The organism is Nonomuraea sp. NPDC051191 (genome assembly GCF_044455665.1).
Taxonomy (GTDB): Bacteria; Actinomycetota; Actinomycetes; order Streptosporangiales; family Streptosporangiaceae; genus Nonomuraea.
In genome coordinates, this window is record NZ_JBITEZ010000002.1 from 93,070 (window position 1) to 109,343 (window position 16,274).

At 71.8% G+C, this 16,274-nt stretch carries 7 protein-coding genes; 3 read left to right on the forward strand and 4 right to left on the reverse strand.

Translation table 11 applies throughout. The annotated features are described in order from the left end of the window. Window positions 1-73: 73 nt before the first annotated feature. Complete coding sequence (locus ACIA8R_RS05045) at window positions 74-9,712, forward strand: hypothetical protein (RefSeq protein WP_397036645.1); 9,639 nt, start codon at window positions 74-76, stop codon at window positions 9,710-9,712. A gap of 15 nt (window positions 9,713-9,727) precedes the next feature. Further along, window positions 9,728-11,968, forward strand: coding sequence for a hypothetical protein (locus tag ACIA8R_RS05050; RefSeq protein ID WP_397036646.1), 2,241 nt, complete (start codon window positions 9,728-9,730; stop codon window positions 11,966-11,968). Between the two features lie 43 nt (window positions 11,969-12,011). Here the strand turns inward: ACIA8R_RS05050 and ACIA8R_RS05055 are convergent, their stop codons facing one another. The 4 genes from ACIA8R_RS05055 to ACIA8R_RS05070 form a co-directional block, all read right to left on the reverse strand. After that, window positions 12,012-12,893 (reverse strand): CAP domain-containing protein, encoded by an 882-nt coding sequence (locus ACIA8R_RS05055; RefSeq protein WP_397036648.1) that lies wholly within the window; start codon window positions 12,891-12,893, stop codon window positions 12,012-12,014. Window positions 12,894-13,047: 154 nt separating this feature from the next. Next, window positions 13,048-13,728, reverse strand: a complete 681-nt coding sequence (locus tag ACIA8R_RS05060) for a DUF6879 family protein (RefSeq protein ID WP_397036650.1) — start codon at window positions 13,726-13,728, stop codon at window positions 13,048-13,050. A 90-nt stretch (window positions 13,729-13,818) separates the two neighbouring features. Continuing rightward, a complete protein-coding gene (locus tag ACIA8R_RS05065) occupies window positions 13,819-14,304 on the reverse strand; it encodes a DUF1707 domain-containing protein (RefSeq protein WP_364090094.1) in 486 nt (161 codons plus the stop codon). A gap of 55 nt (window positions 14,305-14,359) precedes the next feature. Then, window positions 14,360-15,094 carry a PadR family transcriptional regulator gene (locus tag ACIA8R_RS05070; RefSeq protein WP_357698004.1) on the reverse strand — a complete coding sequence of 245 codons (735 nt, stop codon included), beginning with the start codon at window positions 15,092-15,094 and terminating at the stop codon, window positions 14,360-14,362. A gap of 310 nt (window positions 15,095-15,404) precedes the next feature. Between ACIA8R_RS05070 and ACIA8R_RS05075 the strand changes: the two genes are divergently transcribed. Beyond that, window positions 15,405-16,133 (forward strand): metal-dependent hydrolase, encoded by a 729-nt coding sequence (locus ACIA8R_RS05075; protein WP_364090088.1) that lies wholly within the window; start codon window positions 15,405-15,407, stop codon window positions 16,131-16,133. Window positions 16,134-16,274: the final 141 nt, after the last annotated feature.

Genomic DNA, 16,274 nt, shown 5'->3' on the forward strand with positions numbered 1-16,274 from the left:
TGCCCGGTTCGTTGCGTCTTCGCACTGGGGGGTCTTGGTGGCAAGCCGGCGATTGTCGCGTGTCTTATGCGCATTGGCGTTACTCACGGGTCTGGTGGCGGCCGTGCCGCCGCCGGCCGTCGCGTCCACACAACCGGACGCCGAGACGGCGGCCTTGTTGTCCGCGGTGGAACGCTTCTCCACCGCGGGCGGCGGCCTGGCCGCGGTCGGGCCGATGGGCGAGCAACTGCCGCTCGTCGGCCTGGTGCCCGGCGGCGAGGACGCCCTGGGCCTGGGCGACCTGTTCCAGGTGGCCGTCCACGACAAGCTCAAGGACCTGACGGCCCTGGACGACCTCCAGGACGAGTACGAGCTGTCCGGCCCCCGCGCCGGCAAGCTGCTGGCCAAGGCGAGCACCCAGGGCGGGATCAGGCGGCTCGACCTGACCCTCGACGTCACCAGGACGGTCGCCGGTCGCCCGATCTCCATCGCCAGCGCCCAGCCGAAGGTCTCGCTGACCACCTCGGGCGGCGTGGACGTCACGCTGAAGCTCACCGCGAAGCTGCCCTTCGCCTACGACCCCGCCACGAAGTCCGCCTGGCTGGGCAAGGACGCCACGGTCACCGTGCGGGCCGACGGCAAGCTCGCCGCCGGGGCCAGGCCGACCGCCGCCTTCGGCATCCTCGGCGTCGACCTTTCGGCGGCCTCGGCGCTCTCCTTCACCGCCGAGTTCACCGCCACCGCCGCCGACCCGGACGGCAACGGCAGGCTGGACCCGAGCGAGCTGGGCTCGGAGAGCCTGTTCACCTTCGCCCGCAAGGGCTCGGCGACCGCCAAGCTCCAGGTCACCGCGCAGCCGTTCGCCGGCGCCCCGGTCGAGGGGGCCGCCGCGACCATCGACGTGAGCTGGCCCGACCTCGCGACCGGCGGCCCGGCCGTCACCGTCACCCAGGCCGACCTGGACCGGCTCGACCGCTTCCAGACGCTCACCCCGAAGGACCTGCTCGACGGGCTGACCCACCTGGCCAACGCGATCACCGCCGCCCAGCGCGCCCGCTGGGACGGGCGGGGCGACCTCGACCTGCCGTTCATGCGCGGCTCCCTGGCCGACGCCGTGCAGGTGTCGGAGGCGATCCACGCCTTCGCCGCCGCCAGCGTGGACCGGAACACCGGCCGGCCCACCTTCACCTCGATCCAGGACCTGTTCGCCGCGCTCGGCAAGGCCCGCGGCCTGCCCGGAGGCGCGATCATCAAGGTCGCCGACGCCGGCTACGACGACGCCGCCAAGAAGATCGCCTTCACCCTCGTCGTGGACCGGACCGTGAACCCCACGCCCGAGCCGCTCAACCCCGCGGGTCAGACCGTCAGCGGGACGGGCACGGGCGTGACGTACACGGCCAAGACGCTCAAGCACGCCGGGCAGAAGTGGACGCCGGGGCAGTTCGCCGGGCGTACGGTCACCGCGGGCGCGTCCAGCGGCATCGTGGCCGACAACACCGCCGACACCGTCACCCTCGCCGAGCAGGGGTGGCGCGGTGGCGTGCCCGCCGCGGGCGCGCCGTACCGGATCTCCGCGAGCGACCCGATGATCGGGCAGGTCGCCTTCGGCGACACCTTCAAGACCGCCGCGGGGCTCGACCGCGCCAACGCGACCGCCGCGGTGGCGGGTGTCATGCGCGGCTACCACGCCTCGGCTACGGTCGTGCTCGACCTCGGCGACCCGGTGACCGGCCAGGGGTGCGCGCAGCGGCCGGACGGGCAGCAGAAGGCGTGCCCGTACAAACACGTCAACGCCGACGGCAGCGCCACCGTGGTGAACGAGCTGCCCAGGGCCGCGGACCGGATCATGTTGCGGACCGGCCGCGACCTGTTCGGCGCCCGCGTGTCGGTGCTCTCCTCGGTGAACGTCAACGCCGTCGCCGGTTACCTGGGCGTCCAGATCGCCGGTGACCTCACCATGGGCAGCAGGAACGGCGGCGACCTGGTCAAGGTCGGCCTCAAGGACCTCGGCGACGTGCCGCTGACCCGGCTGTTCGAGCGGCTGGCGAGCAAGCCGGGCGACGTCCTGACCTCCCAGGTGGACGCGGTCGCCAAGGCGCGGCTCACCCTGGGCGTGCCGGGCCTGGCCGACTTCTTCGGCGGCAAGGTCTCCGGCGAGGTGGAGATGCCGGACATCGGCAAGCCCACCACCGTCACGTTCAGCGGCTTCGACCAGATCGGCAGGGTCAAGGACTTCGCCTTCGATCCCGACAACCCGCAGGCGCTGTTCGGCGCGCTGATCAAGTCGCTGGGCGCGGTGGCCGCGTACCTCGACAGCGTCAAGGGCAGCGGGCCGGTCGGCGAGGCGATGACGGCGAAGGTGCCGCTGCTCGGGCGTTCGCTGTCCGAACTGGTGGCCTCCGAGGAGATGGGCTCGGGCCCCGGCGTCGTCTACGGCGACGGCGCCTGCGGCAACGAGAACGCCTACGTCACCGACCCCTCGCGCACGTTCACGCAGGCGCACATCGGCCGTCGGGTGGCCGTCGGCACCCGCGTGCTGACCGTCGCGACCGCGTGCGGCGAGCACACGCTGTCCTTCGCCGAGAAGTTCGGCCAGGCCGTTCCCGAGGCGGGCGCCGCCTACGCGCTGCGCTCGCCGCTCAGGGACGCGATCGACCGCCTGACCGCCGCCCCGCCGGACACCGTCCAGGCGCTGGTGGCCGAGCTGAACAAGGCGCTGGGCGGCCAGGCGCACATCGGCTATGAGGACGGCGCGCTGCGGCTGTCGCTGGCCTACGACAAGAAGGCGGCCGTGAAGGAGCCGCTGCGCTTCGCGTTCGGCGAGAGCAGCCTGGTCGCCGCCAAGGGCTCGGCCACGCTCGACGCCGCCGTCGAGGGCGAGGTGCGTCTCGGCCTGCGCGTGGCGCTCAAGCGCGACTTCGACCCGGCCCGCGACCTGCTCATCGAGACCGACTCCGGCCTCGACCTCCAGGCGAAGGCGCAGCTCGACGGCACGGTCAAGGCCGACGTCGGGCCGCTGCCGCTGGCCGTGGGCAAGGAGGGCGACGACCCGCTTCAGGCCAGGCTCGGTTACGGCGTGAGCCTGCGCTACGGCGGCGAGGCGCAGGACGCCGTCACCCCCGCCGCGTTCTTCTCCGGGCTCGACCTGGCCCTGAACGAGACGAGCGAGCCGGTCGCCTGCGACCGCGACCCGCACCGCGACGACACCGACCTGGCGCTGTGCGCCGTCCTGCCCGCCTACCTCAACGGCGCCCCGCTGACCGCGGACGGCAAGCACGCGCTCGTGCTGCGGCTGCCCAGGTCCGCCCCGCTGGCCGAGATGTTCGACCTGACCAGGAAGCTGCCCGGCGACGTGAACCGGCTGGAGCTGCCCTCCTTCGACTTCTCGACCCTGCCTCCCGGCCTGGAGCTGGACTGGACCAACCTCGGCGACGGCATCGACCGGTACCTCACCGCGCTGGAGACCGGCATGCGCATGGCCTCCGGCCAGGGCCGGCTGCCCATGGTCGGCGCCGACCTCCAGCAGGGGGCCGACTTCGTCGGCGCCAAACGTCAGGAGATCAAGGCCGCCCTCGCGAAGCTGCCCAACGGCGGCAAGGTGCCCACCGGCGGCGACCTGCGCAAGTGGTACAACGACGAACTCGCGCCCAAGGTCGGGCCCGGCGTGCAGCCCGTGATCACCTGCGTGCAGGCGCCCGTCCCCGACCCGGCCAAGCCCGAGGCGTGCGACGCGGCCAAGGGCGCCGAGCTGACCGGCATCGCGTTCAAGGTCAGCATCGGCAGGGGCGACGTCGATCCCGAGCAGGGCTGCGTCAAGGACTGCCTGGGCGTGGAGCGGCCGCTCGACATCGGCGTCCCGGGCCTCGCGCTGCGGCAGGGCGCGGGCAAGGGCGTACGGGCCGAGCTCGGCTGGCACGCCGAGGCCATGGTGGGCCTGGACCGGACCAGCGGCTTCTACCTCGACGCCGGCGAGGCCAACCGCCCGCGGGCGACCGTCGGCGTGAACGTCTCGCTGCCCGAGGAGATCAACGCCAGGCTGGCGATCCTCGACGTCACGCTCAAGAACCGCGAGCAGAACGCTCCCGACCTGTTCGCGGGCGCCTTCACCATCGGGCTCAAGCCCGTCGGCCGGATCGGGCTGAACCAGCTCGCCGACGCCACCGGCCTGGTGGAGACCTCCCTGCACGCCAAGGTCGCGGTGGACTGGCGTTTCAAGGTGACGGCCGGCTCGGCCATGTTCCCCGGCCTGTTCGGCGACTTCGACCTGGACTGGGACCTCACCAAGGGCGGCTCCCCCGACCCGGCGAACCTGAACATCGCCTTCAACAACGTGAACCTGGAGGCCGGGGACTTCTTCCGCAGCGTCCTCGGCCCGGTGGTGACCCAGGTCAAGAAGGTCACGGACCCGGTCAGACCGGTGATCGACCAGCTCTACGCGCCCATCCCCGTGCTGTCGGACCTGAGCAAGGCCGCGGGCGGCGGCGAGGTGAACCTGATGACGATCGCCAAGAAGTACAACACGGTGGCGGGCGGCGGCACGACCAAGTTCATCGAGCGGATGATCGAGGTCGGCAGGCTGGTCTCGGCGCTGCCCGACTGCCAGGGCGAGCTGCACATCCCCATCGGCAGCTTCACCGTGGCCGGCGACCGCGCGCTGAACACCGAGAACTCGCCCGACGTCGCGGACTCGCTGATCAAGGACATGGCCCCCGCCACGGACGACCTGTTCGCGGCGCTCGACCAGGGCGCCAGAACGTGCGGGAAGGGCAAGGCCGCCGTCGCCGACGCGCAGGGGCCCATGGAGCACTCCGCCAAGGCGGGCTTCAGCTTCCCCGTGCTGCAGAACGCCGGACGGTCGATCTTCAGCCTGCTCATGGGCAAGGACGTCGAGCTGGTCGCGTTCGACTCCGGGCCGCTGCGGCTCGGCTTCTCCTACAGCCAGTCCTTCGGCCCGGTCTGGTCGCCGCCGCCCATCATGGTGGTCATCTCCGGCACCGCCGCGGTCGAGGCCCACATCAGGGCGGGCTTCGACACGTACGGCATCCGCAAGGCGATCGAGCAGCGCAAGCTCGACCTCCAGGTCCTGGACAGCCTGTACCTGAAGACCACCGACGACCAGGGCAGACCCCTGCCCGCGATCACCCTGACCGGACGGCTGGAGGCGGGCGCGGCGGTCGACGTGGTGCTGGTCAAGGCGGGGGTGAGCGGCGGCGTCTTCCTCACCGTCGCCATGAACTGGCTCGATCCCACCAACGACGGCAAGTTCAGGTTCTCCGAGTTCGCCGACGTCCTGCTGCGCAACCCGCTGTGCCTGTTCTCCCTGGACGGCGAGCTGAAGGTCTACCTGAAGGCCTGGGTCGAGGTGGGCATCTCGATCTTCAAGAAACGGTTCGACTGGACGATCGTCGAGGCCAAGCTCCTCGACTTCTCGGTCAGGCCGAAGTGCGACGAGGACCCGCCGAAGCTCGCGACCGTCGCAGGCGACGCCCTGGTGCTGCACGTCGGACCGATGCGCAAGGCCAGGGGCGGCAGCACGGCCAAGCCGGGCGACGACGCCGAGCAGTGGACCGTCAGCCAGCTCCCCGGCGACGAGGGTTTCGTGGTCAGCGCGCTGGGCGTGCGCGAGGAGCACCGCAACGCGGGCCTGACGCGGGTGCTGGCCGACGGCCGCGGCGCGAAGGGCGCGCTGCGGCTGGTCTTCCAGGGGTACGGCGACGACACCGCCGGGCCGCGCCCGTTCGACCGGACCGTCGTGGCGTTCGGCGGTGACGGCGACGACATGATCCTGGCCGGCGCCGGCCGGAACGTGATCGACGGCGGCAAGGGCGACGACCAGATCACCAGCGGCGACCAGTACGACGGTCCCGCCGCGATCGTGGCCGGCGGCCCCGGCGACGACTACGTCACCATGGGCGGCGCGGGTGGCTGGGTGGCCGGTGACGGCCACCTGACCCCCGCCACCCGCAAGGTCGGTGACGTGCAGGTCGCCGACTGGACCGCCGAGGATCTGCCCGGCACGCCCGCCGACGGCTCGTCCGACGGCGCCGACCGCATCGCGGCCGGGCTCGGCGAGAACCGGCTCTATGGCAACGGCGGGAACGACACCATCGCCGTGGCCTCCGACAGTCCGCTGGCGACGACGGACGGTTCGCCGCGGTTCCGGGCGCAGCCGAGCCTGTTGGTCGGTGGGCCCGGTGCGGACACGTTGACCGGTGGTTCGGCGGCTGACGAGATCTACACCGGGCCGCGTGAGGAGTTCGGCCGGGACGAGGCGGGCCCCGCCGATTCGGGGCCGAACTACGTCGACACCGGCGCGGGTGCGGACAAGGTGTTCGGCGGTCAGGCCGTTGATCTGGTCGCCGGCCACTCGGCTCCGGGTGAGGTCGTGAAGATCATCGGTGGTGGCGGGGACGACGTGCTGGCGGGTGGTCACGGCAAGGACGAGATCTTCGGTGGTCCTGGTGACGACTGGGTGATCGCCGAGCCGTCCGACGTCGGTGAGGCGCAGGGGCGTGACGACTTCGGTCCTGCCCGGCAGGTGCGTCATCTGCCGCTGCCGGCGGGCGTGCAGCCCTCGGCCAAGCGGTTGTCCGGCGGCGACGGGAACGACCACGTCGTCGGCGGTGACGGAGGCGCGACCGTCTTCGGCGACCGCTGGCGGGACGAACCGTGCGAGGAGCACGACGGCGACGCCGACGGCCGGGACCTCGTCCTCGGCGGCGCGGGCAAGGAGATCGTGTCGGCAGGCGGCGGCGCCGACCGGGTCGAGGCCGGTGGCGGCCAGGACCGGGTCTGCGGCGAACGCGGCGACGACCGCCTGGCCGGCGGCTCGGGCGACGACCAGGTCACGGGCGGCTCGGGCGACGACACGGCGCTCGGCGACGACGGCGATGACGAGGTGACCGGCGGCTCCGGCGACGACACCCTGTACGGCGGCGCTCACGACGACACCGTGGTGGGCGAGTCCGGGCAGGACCGGCTGTTCGGCGGCGAGGGTGACGACCTGGTCATCGGCGGCACGCGTACGGCGGGCAAGGACGACAAGGGCGACGTCCTGTACGGCGATGCGGGAGCGGACCGGCTGATCGGCGACAACGGCGACGCCGGTGGCCCGTTCGACCTCGACGGCACCCCGGAGGAGGCCGGCGGCCCGAACGTGATCCACGGCGGCGACGGCGCCGACGTGGGGTACGGCGGGATCGGGTCCGACGAGGTGCACGGCGACGCGGGCGACGACCACCTGGAAGGCGGCGTCGGTGGCGACAAGGTGTACGGCGAGGCCGGCGAGGACGAACTCGTGGGCGGCGCTTCGGGCCCGTACCCGGACGGCGGCGACACGCTGCTGGGCGGCGAAGGCCCGGACGTGATCACCGCCGACAACGCCCTCCTCACCACCCCAACCCAACCCACCCAGTCCCCTACTCCGACCAGCACCGCCACGCCGCCCACCACTCCCTCCGGCACTGCGACGCCGTCGGTGTCGGTGTCGGCCACGCCCAGCGCGGCCGCTTCCGGGACCAATACGCCTCCCACTTCGGCGAGCCCGTCGGGGACGGGGAGCCCGGCGACCGTAAGGCCGTCGGCGACGGAAAGCCCATCAGCAACGCAGACACCGTCGGCCTCGCCATCGGTCACGGCCACCCCGCCCGGCAAGTCCGCACCCGATGTGGACGCGTCTGACGCGGCTACTTCGGTGGCCGCGCGGCCGGGGCAGGCGGTTGCGCACCGGGTGAAGCTGCTCGCGGGTGGCTTCGGCCCCGACGTGGCCGACGGCGGTGCGGGCAACGACGCGATCTTCGGTCAGGGCGGCCCTGACCGGCTGCGCGGCCAGGAAGGCGACGACTACGCCGAGGGCGGCGCGGGCGTGGACTGGGTCGAAGGCGACCAGGGCAACGACGACCTGGTCGGCGGCACCCACACGACAGCCGACACCACAGCGGACGACGTCGCGGACGCCCTGTACGGCGGCCCCGGCGACGACGTCATCGCCGGCGACAACGCCGTGGTGACGCTGACGGGCACCCCGGCCGCCGCCACCGTCCGCCTGGGCTCGTCGGGCACCCCGATGACCCCACGCGCGGTCACCCTCCTGGGCGACGGCTCTGGAGGGGACAGGATTTCGGGGGGTTCTGGGGTGGATGTCCTGTGGGGGCAGAGCGGGGACGATCAGATGTCGGGTGGGGGCCAGGGGGACTACGCCGAGGGTGGTGACGGCGCGGACCAGATCCGTGGTGACCTGCCGCTGTCGGCCGAGTCCACCAGGACCATCAGCCGCCCTCTGCCCGACCCCGGCTGGAAGGGCGACCCCAGCGGCCCGGCCGACCTGGAAGGCGACGACACCCCCGGCCAGGACGACCTGATCGGCGGCTCGGCCCGACAGGCCGCCACCGACCAGGCCGATGCGATCGAGGGCAACGGCGGCGCCGACGTCCTGCTCGGCGACAACGGCTCCCTCGTCCGCACCCTCACCGGCACCAGCGAGAAGGTCTACGCCGAGCGCTACCCCGCGGGCCAGACACCCGCGGACGCCACCCGCGTCCGCAGCCACGACTCCGCATTGCCCGGCGACTCCACCAGGTTCTGCACCCAGACCCAGACCACCTGCGAACCGGCCGGCTCCTCCGGCGCCGACCACCTGTACGGCGACGACGGCGACGACGCACTGTGGGGCCAGGACGGCGACGACGAACTGCACGGCGGCCAGGGCGACGACGACCTGTTCGGCGAACTGGGCGACGACACCCTGTACGGCGGCCCGGGCGAGGACGCCATGCTCGGCGACCGGGGCGGCGTGCTGAACGAGCGCATCGACGCCTCCGACGCCCAGCGGCTCGGCTTCACCGTCAGCCTCAACGCGCCACCGAAGGAGACCTACAAGGGCTTCCAGGCCGGCACGTACGACCGCCGCACCGACCTGCTGCACGACACCGACGGCGAGGCGTGGGTGAGCGCCGCCATGCCGCACGACGGTTTCGCCAAGGGCGGCGACGACCGCCTGCGCGGCGGCCCCGGACGCGACAGCATGCACGGTGGCGCCGGCGATGACCTGGTCAACGGTGACAGCGGCGGCGACGAGGTGTTCGGCGGCGACGGCGCGGACGTCATCTGGGGCGGCAAGGGCTGCGACCCGGTCCTGGACGCCGCCACCCCGGACTGCCAGTCCGGCGGCGCGTTCGACCCGGCCGCGCGCGGCACCGGCGACCGTTTCGTGGACCACGTCTTCGGCGGGGCCGGCGCGGACCTGCTCGACTACAACCCGCGCGGTTCGTACCCCGGCTCGTGCGCCCCCGGCAAGATGCCGGAAGGCGAGCTGACCACGGTGGTGGACCCGTGCGCGTGGTTCCGGATGACCGACAAGGACAACGCCGCCACCGACGACGACCAGCACCACCAGGGCGTGGACTGGCAGTACGGCGGCGCCGACCGCGACGTGCTCCAGGGCGACCGCACGGCCAACGGCCCCAACCCCGGCGACAAGATGATCGACTGGAACGGCGGCTTCAACCTCTACACCCACTGCGGCCCGGCCAACGGCGGGCACAACATCGTCCGCCAGCACTCCCCGGCGATGCTCGACTTCCTGGCCAAGGTGGCCTGGGGCTCGGGCGCCGGGCGTGCGGCGGGCGACCCGTCGGGGACGCGGGAGGTGGCCGTCCCGGCCTCGGGCGACAGCGGTTCGCCCTATCCCACCTCACCCGGACACTTCGACTCGCCCGTGGCCTGCGCGGGCTGATCAGGAGACATGCCGATGTCACGCCGTCTGATGGCGACCATCCTGGCGGGGGTGCTGGCGGCCGTGGGACTCACCACGGCCCCGGCCCATGCCGCCGCACCCGGGCGGCCCCCGTGCGACCCGGGGGACTGCTTCACCGTCGAGGTCTCGCTCGACCGCGCCCCCGGCGTCGGGCAGAGCGCGAGACTCACGGTCGTGGTGACGCCGAAACAGGACATACCCGACGCCACCACGATCATCGAACTGCCGGAGACCATGCGGTGGGCGACCCCGCCCGCCGGGCTCTCCCGTGCCGCCGCGACGATCGGCCGCAGCCCGGTGGACCGGGCCACCCGGACCTGGCGCGCCCGCGCCGGCAAGCCGGTCCGGTACGAGGGCGTCGTCACGGCGGTCGCGCCCGGCCCGGCCTCGATCCGCGTCCAGGCCCGCGACGGGCGGCCCGGACCCGGCTCGGACGGGCTCGCCTACGTCACCGTCGGCGCGGAGTCGTCGGTGTTCGGCATGCCGCGCAAGGGCCGCGGACGCCGTACGGAGAGATCGGCGGCGACGGCGGCGGCCGGCGACACGTGCGTCCAGGGACGCGTCACCCACGTCAGGACGGACGGTTCCATCGGCGGCGTGCCGATGGCGGAGGTGGACGCGTTCGACACCGACGCGGGCGGCCGGCTCATGCTCGGCTGGGCCGAGACCGACGCCTCCGGCGGCTACAAGGTGTGCTTCCCCGGCACCGAGGAGGACGGCACCGGCCAGGACGTCACCATCGAGGTCAGCCCCGCCAACATCTACTGGACCGTGGGCTTCTCGGAGAAGGCCGACGACATCTACACCGACGCGAGCGCGCCGACGCAGGACGTTCCCCCCGGCACGTCGACCACCGTCATCGACTACCAGAGCGCGGGCGGTGATCCGATGGAGGGGGCCTTCCGCCTCCACTCCGCCGCCTACGACACGTGGAAGGCCTACACCGGCTGGCTGAACGACCCGGCCGACGACTGCTGGAAGCCGGGCGAGCAGAACTGCCGGTCCGTGACCCTCATCTGGGCCCCGGACAGGGTCCTGCCCACGTCGTACTACTGCCCGGGGAGCAACCCTGAGTGCGCGGGCCGGTTCCAGATCAACCTGGACGCGTCGATCCCGCTGGCGAAGATGACGGTCCCCCACGAGCTGGGGCATTTCATCATGGACTACACCTACGGCCTGATGCCCTCGGACGGCACCGACTGCGGGAAGCACTACATGACGACGCCGATGAGCAGCACGGTCTGCGCGTGGGGCGAGGGCTGGGCGGACTGGGTCGCCGTCCAGACCTACGACGAGACGCACTACCGGTGGTACACGACCGGTCTGGACCTGGAGAGCCCGCACTGGTTCAGCGAGGGCTGGCCGACCAGGGCGGACGCGAGCAGGACCGAGGGCCGCGTGGCCGGGGTGCTCATCGACCTGGCCGACTCGGGAACGCGCGACGAGAAGTACTGGGACCTCGGCGGCCTCGGGCCCGAAGCGATCGTGGCCACGTTCAGGAAGGGGGTCGCCCAGGACCTCGACGACTTCCTGAACCTGCTCGACCCCCAGCACCACGACCTCGCGCAGGCGGCGCTGTTCCAGAACGCCATCCCTGCCCAGCACGTGGAGGACCTGGCCGACCGGACCCCGACGCGCCGGCCCGCCAACGTCCCGCTCCAGACGGCCTTCATGACCACTCCCGACAGATGGCACGTGATGGCCGCGGTCGCCGGACCGGACGGCGCGGACGTGGACCTGGCCACGACGCCCCACGGCAGCGGCGCCACCGTCAGGAGCGCCGAACTGGCCGCCACCAGCACGGACTTCGTCGCCGTGCAGCCCAGCCCGGCCACCCGCAACTGGTTCGTGAACTCGGTCAGCTCGGACGCCGACTACGAGGAGTACGGGATGGAGGTGACCGAGGCGCCCGCCGGCAACCTGGAGGCCGGGACGCCGCAGCAGTTCCCCATGGCCGCCGGCCGGCTGGTCGAGGTGCGTACGACGTGGATCGAGAAGGGCGTGCCCGCCACGCTCACCGTCGTGCCGCGCAACGGGCAGGACCTCGACCTCTTCGTGATGGCGCCCGACCCCGCCGTGTGGGGCCTGCCCAGGTCCGCCGCCCGCAAGTCCGCGAGCGGCGGCCCGAACAAGATGGAACGCCTCACCATCAGCGACCCGAAGGTGACCGGGCTGTACGCGGTCGTCGTGGTCAGGAAGGCGGGCGACGGCGACGTCCTGCTGACCCGCGTCTGACGCAGGAGGTGCCCCGCGTGTCTGCGCGGGGCACCCGCGACGGTTACTTGGCCGCGAAGTCCTGCGTCCAGTGGAGGGGGCCCTGGCCGTTCCTGGCCACGCCCACGCCGATCACCGTGTACCGGCAGTTCATGATGTTGGCCCGGTGGCCCGAGCTGTTCATCCAGGAGCTCATCACGGAGGCCGGGGTGGTCTGGCCCTTGGCGATGTTCTCGGCGAAGGCGGTGCCGCCGGTGAAGCCGGCCGCGCGGATGCGGTCCATGAAGCTGCGGCCGTCCTTCGAGGTGTGGTCGAAGTAGTTCTTGGCCGCCATGTCGGAGGAGTGGCCGAACGCCGCGGCGCGCAGCTGCGCGTCGTGCTTGAGCGGGTTGCAGCCGCCCTTGGCGCGCTCGGCGTTGACCAGGCGCAGGACCTCGTTCTCCTCGGCGGTGCCCACCGTGCCGGCGGGCCCGGACGGCTTCGGCGCCGGGGTGGCGGAGGTCGTCGGGCTGGGCTTCGGCGCCGGGGTGGCCGTCGGGGTCGGGCTCGGCGTGCCGGTCGGCGCGCAGGACAGCCTGACCGCCTTGGACGCCGCGCCGCGGCCTCGGTGGTCGGTGGCGACCGCGTAGTAGACGCCGGGCGTGCAGGGGAGGGTGAGCGCGAGGCTGCCCGACCTGGTGGCGCCGCTCTTGACGACGGGGTCGGTGCCCGGGACGGCGCGCTTGAGCCGGACGCGCAGGAGCGCGTCCGTACGGCAGCCCTGGCGGGCGGCGGAGGAGACGATCTGTGCGGTGTCGGTGACGCGAGGTGTGGCCACGGTGACCCGGCAGCGGCCGGCGGCCTCGCTGCCGGCCGTGCCGGCCGTGGCGGCCGTGGCCGCGGTCATCGGCGTACCGAGTGCCGCCAGGCTCACCAGGCCGGCGAGTACCCCTAGGGGTCTGCGCATTGGGGGCTTCCTCCAGTTGCGATGGACGCTGGATCGCACCGCATTCTGGTAGGACCGCAACCCCCGTGTCACGAAATTTACGAAATTTCCCTGAGGTCCGAGTAAACCAAAGTGTCGGGAAACGCGTCGTGGCCCGTTCCAGCCGCCGCCGCGCTCAGACCCGGAACTCCTCGGTCCGGTGGGCGTACGGGGGCACCGCGGCCCGCATCTCGTCGGTGACCGACGGCGGCGGCAGCGGCACGATCTCCCGCCGGTGGAAGTCGCGGACGTCCTCGCCCTCGGCGAACAGCTCCTGGACCGCCCGCAGGCAGGGGCCGATCACGCCGGGATCGGTGATGCGCCGGCCGCCGCGTCCGCCGCCGTACTCGTCGTAGAGGACCTCGTACATCAGGCCGGGGGAGAAGATCACCAGCTCGGGCACCGGTTCGAGGGCGGCCACGCGCGCCGCGGGCACCACCCGGCAGGGGGAGCCCGCCCGGGCCCGCATGTCCAGCAGGTGCATCTCCCACTGCAGGTACGGGGTGACCGGGAACTCCACCACGCGTACCCGCCGGACCGGCATCCGGTGGCGGAAGTAGCCGGTCACCAGCGGCGCCATCTGCTCGGACAGGGCGAGGGAGCCGCTCCAGTCGCCGTCCATCATGGCCCGCCAGCTCGCCACGTCCGGCTCGTAGAAGGTCTGGGCGCGCTCCAGCTTCCACAGCGGGACGGCGCAGCCCTCGTGGTCGCGGTCGAAGGCCGCCAGGTAGCCGGGCGCGTCCAGGACGAGTGCGTCGGCGCCGCCCACGGCGGCGAACGGATTCGTGACGGCCACCACGGAACCCGGCTCTGCCATACGACGCCCCTTCGTTCGGTGAGACCCGACCAGATCATGAAATGTCACTTGACCCGGGTCAAGACCCAACATCACAAAGGGGCGTGAAGGTCACCCGCGGTAGTGAAATCGGCGGTGGACCAAGTTGGCGACGGTGGCCACCACGAAGACCGCCAGCAGGATCTTGAAGAGGCCGAACCCGAAGACCATCCCCAGCACCCCGAAGAGGATCAGGAAGGGAAGGAACGGTCCGGGGCCGCGGTGGCCGCGCCGGTGACGGCGGGAATGGTCGTGCCAGGGGCGGCCGGCGTGCGCGTGCCGCATGGCCTGCATCTGGTGGCGGTGCGCCCTCATCGCCTCGCGCCAGGCGTCCCGGTCGAACTGGGGGACCTGCTGGGGCGGCGCGTAGGCGGGGGACGAACCGGGCAGGTCGGCCGTCACCTGGGACAGGTCGCGGACCGTCTTGGAGGCCAGCGCCCGGTCGAGCCGCTCGTCGAGCTCCTCATGGGTCAGACGGCCCTGGGCGAAGTGCTCGCGCAGGGCCGCCATCGTCTGCTCGCGCTCGGCGTCGCCGATGCGGAGATCGTTGTGGTCCATCTCTGGTTCCTCGCTCTCCCCGAACCGGCCTGTCGCTGCGGAGCCGGTCACCTGGTTACTCCTCACCCGGTTCGCCGTCGGCCAGGATCTGGTAGAGCTTGCGCCGGGTCTCAACCAGAGTCTTACGCGCTTCGCGGATTTGTGCGTCGTTTCCGGTCTGAAGAACCTGCATCATGGCGAATGCCGACTGTCGGGCGATGTGCCAGAGATCGGCGGTGTTGTCGTCGATGTCCGGACGCATCTCGTCCCAGGGGGCGCGGACCTCGTCGGCGTGCGCGTCGATGTAGGCGCGGCCCTCGTCGGTGAGGCGGAAGGTCTTGCGACCCTCGTTCTCCTCCGAGATCACCAGGCCCTCGTCGGTGAGCTGCTGCAACGCCGGGTAGACGGCGCCGGGGCTGGGCTTCCAGCCGCCCTCGCTGCGCGCGGCGATCTCCTGGATGATCTGGTAGCCGTTGCGCGGCTCCTCCGACAGCAGGGCCAGGATCGCGGCGCGGACGTCACCCCGCTTGGCCTTGCGCCCCCGGCCGCCGCCCCACCCGTGGTGCCCGCCCCAGGGCCCGCCCGGACCGAAGGGGCCGCCGCGCCCGAAATCGAACGGGAACGGTCCGCCGGGACCGCCGCGCCGGCCGCGCTGCCTGTGCTCGTCATGACCGCCGCCGCCCCGGCGATGGTGGTGGTGGCCGCCCATCTGCTCGAAGGCGTCGGCCATGGCCCTCAGCTTCTCGCGGGCCGCGCGCAGGTTCTCCCGCGGGCCGAACCACTGGTTGCCCGCCGCATGTGCGTATGTCATGTTCTTTCTCCTTGTATCGCGATCTATTCTCGATGCGTCAAAGATATATCGCTACTGTTTCGTTGGCAAGGCGCGGAAGAGAGTGAGACAGATCACGAAAAAGTTGCGGAATCGGGGAACAGTATTGGGATGCCCGCCGTTGAACAGAGCAGACGAGGTCGTTCCGCGTCGGCAGGGCTGGGGGGTGCTGTCGCCGCGGAGACGACCTCGTCTGCGTTTACGGGTGTTCTCGCCGGACCGTTCCACCGTGAGGACAACCTGGCGGCGGGGCTCTCCGCGTAAAGCGGTTCTTTGCAATACAGTCCCGATCATGATGGGGCACACGCACGCGATGACCGGGGCGATCGCCTGGCTGGGGCTGGCGCCGCCGCTGGCCGCGCTGCCACTGCTGAACGAGAGCTCCCGGTTCATCGAGACCGGCATCATGGCCGGGGCCCTCGGCCCGGCCGAACTGATCGCCGGCGCGCTGGTCTGCGCGGGCGCGGCCATGCTGCCCGACCTCGACCATCCCAGCGCGACCATCGCCCAGACGTTCGGCCCGGTCACCTGGCTGCTCAGCAAGTTCGTGTCGTGGATCAGCGGCGGCCATCGCGGCATGACGCACTCGCTGGCCTTCGCCGCGGCGCTCGGGTTCGGCGTCCACTGGCTGGCCAACACCTATCCGATCGGCCGGGACATCATCGTGGTGTTACTCGTCGGGCTGGCGTTGCGGGCCATCGGCATCGGCATCCCGGGCAACAAGGCCGGATCGGTGATGGTCAACATCGGCCTGACCGCCGGGCTTTATGCCGTCTTCATGTCGTTGCAGGTCGGGTACGCCTGGCTGGGGCTGGCCGTGGGCGTCGGCTGCCTGATCCACGTGGTGGGCGACTGCATGACCGAACGGGGATGCCCGGTGCTGTGGCCGCTGGGCGCCAAGTTCGTGCTGCCGTGGAAGATCGGCATCAAGACCGGCAAGAAGTTCGAGCAGAAGATCCTCGCGCCGATCCTCTCCGTCGCCATCATCGGCCTGCTCTTCTGGCGCCTCGCGCCGCTCTAACTTGATGTCGAGATACCGTAGTAATATCTTGACGTCGAGACATCCGCCGCGAGCCCCGCAGGTTAGGTTCACCTAACGTACGTGTCGTTCCGTGGGTGCGGCAGGATTCAAGTGAGCAATTGTCTGATGGAGGAGGCGAAT

Excerpts from the sequence above, each read along its gene's own strand:
- ACIA8R_RS05075 (WP_364090088.1), top strand. The coding sequence starts at position 15,405 with ATGATGGGGCACACGCACGCGATGACCGGGGCGATCGCCTGGCTGGGG.
- ACIA8R_RS05070 (WP_357698004.1), bottom strand. The coding sequence starts at position 15,094 with ATGACATACGCACATGCGGCGGGCAACCAGTGGTTCGGCCCGCGGGAG.
- ACIA8R_RS05055 (WP_397036648.1), bottom strand. The coding sequence starts at position 12,893 with ATGCGCAGACCCCTAGGGGTACTCGCCGGCCTGGTGAGCCTGGCGGCA.
- ACIA8R_RS05060 (WP_397036650.1), bottom strand. The coding sequence starts at position 13,728 with ATGGCAGAGCCGGGTTCCGTGGTGGCCGTCACGAATCCGTTCGCCGCC.
- ACIA8R_RS05050 (WP_397036646.1), top strand. The coding sequence starts at position 9,728 with ATGTCACGCCGTCTGATGGCGACCATCCTGGCGGGGGTGCTGGCGGCC.
- ACIA8R_RS05065 (WP_364090094.1), bottom strand. The coding sequence starts at position 14,304 with ATGGACCACAACGATCTCCGCATCGGCGACGCCGAGCGCGAGCAGACG.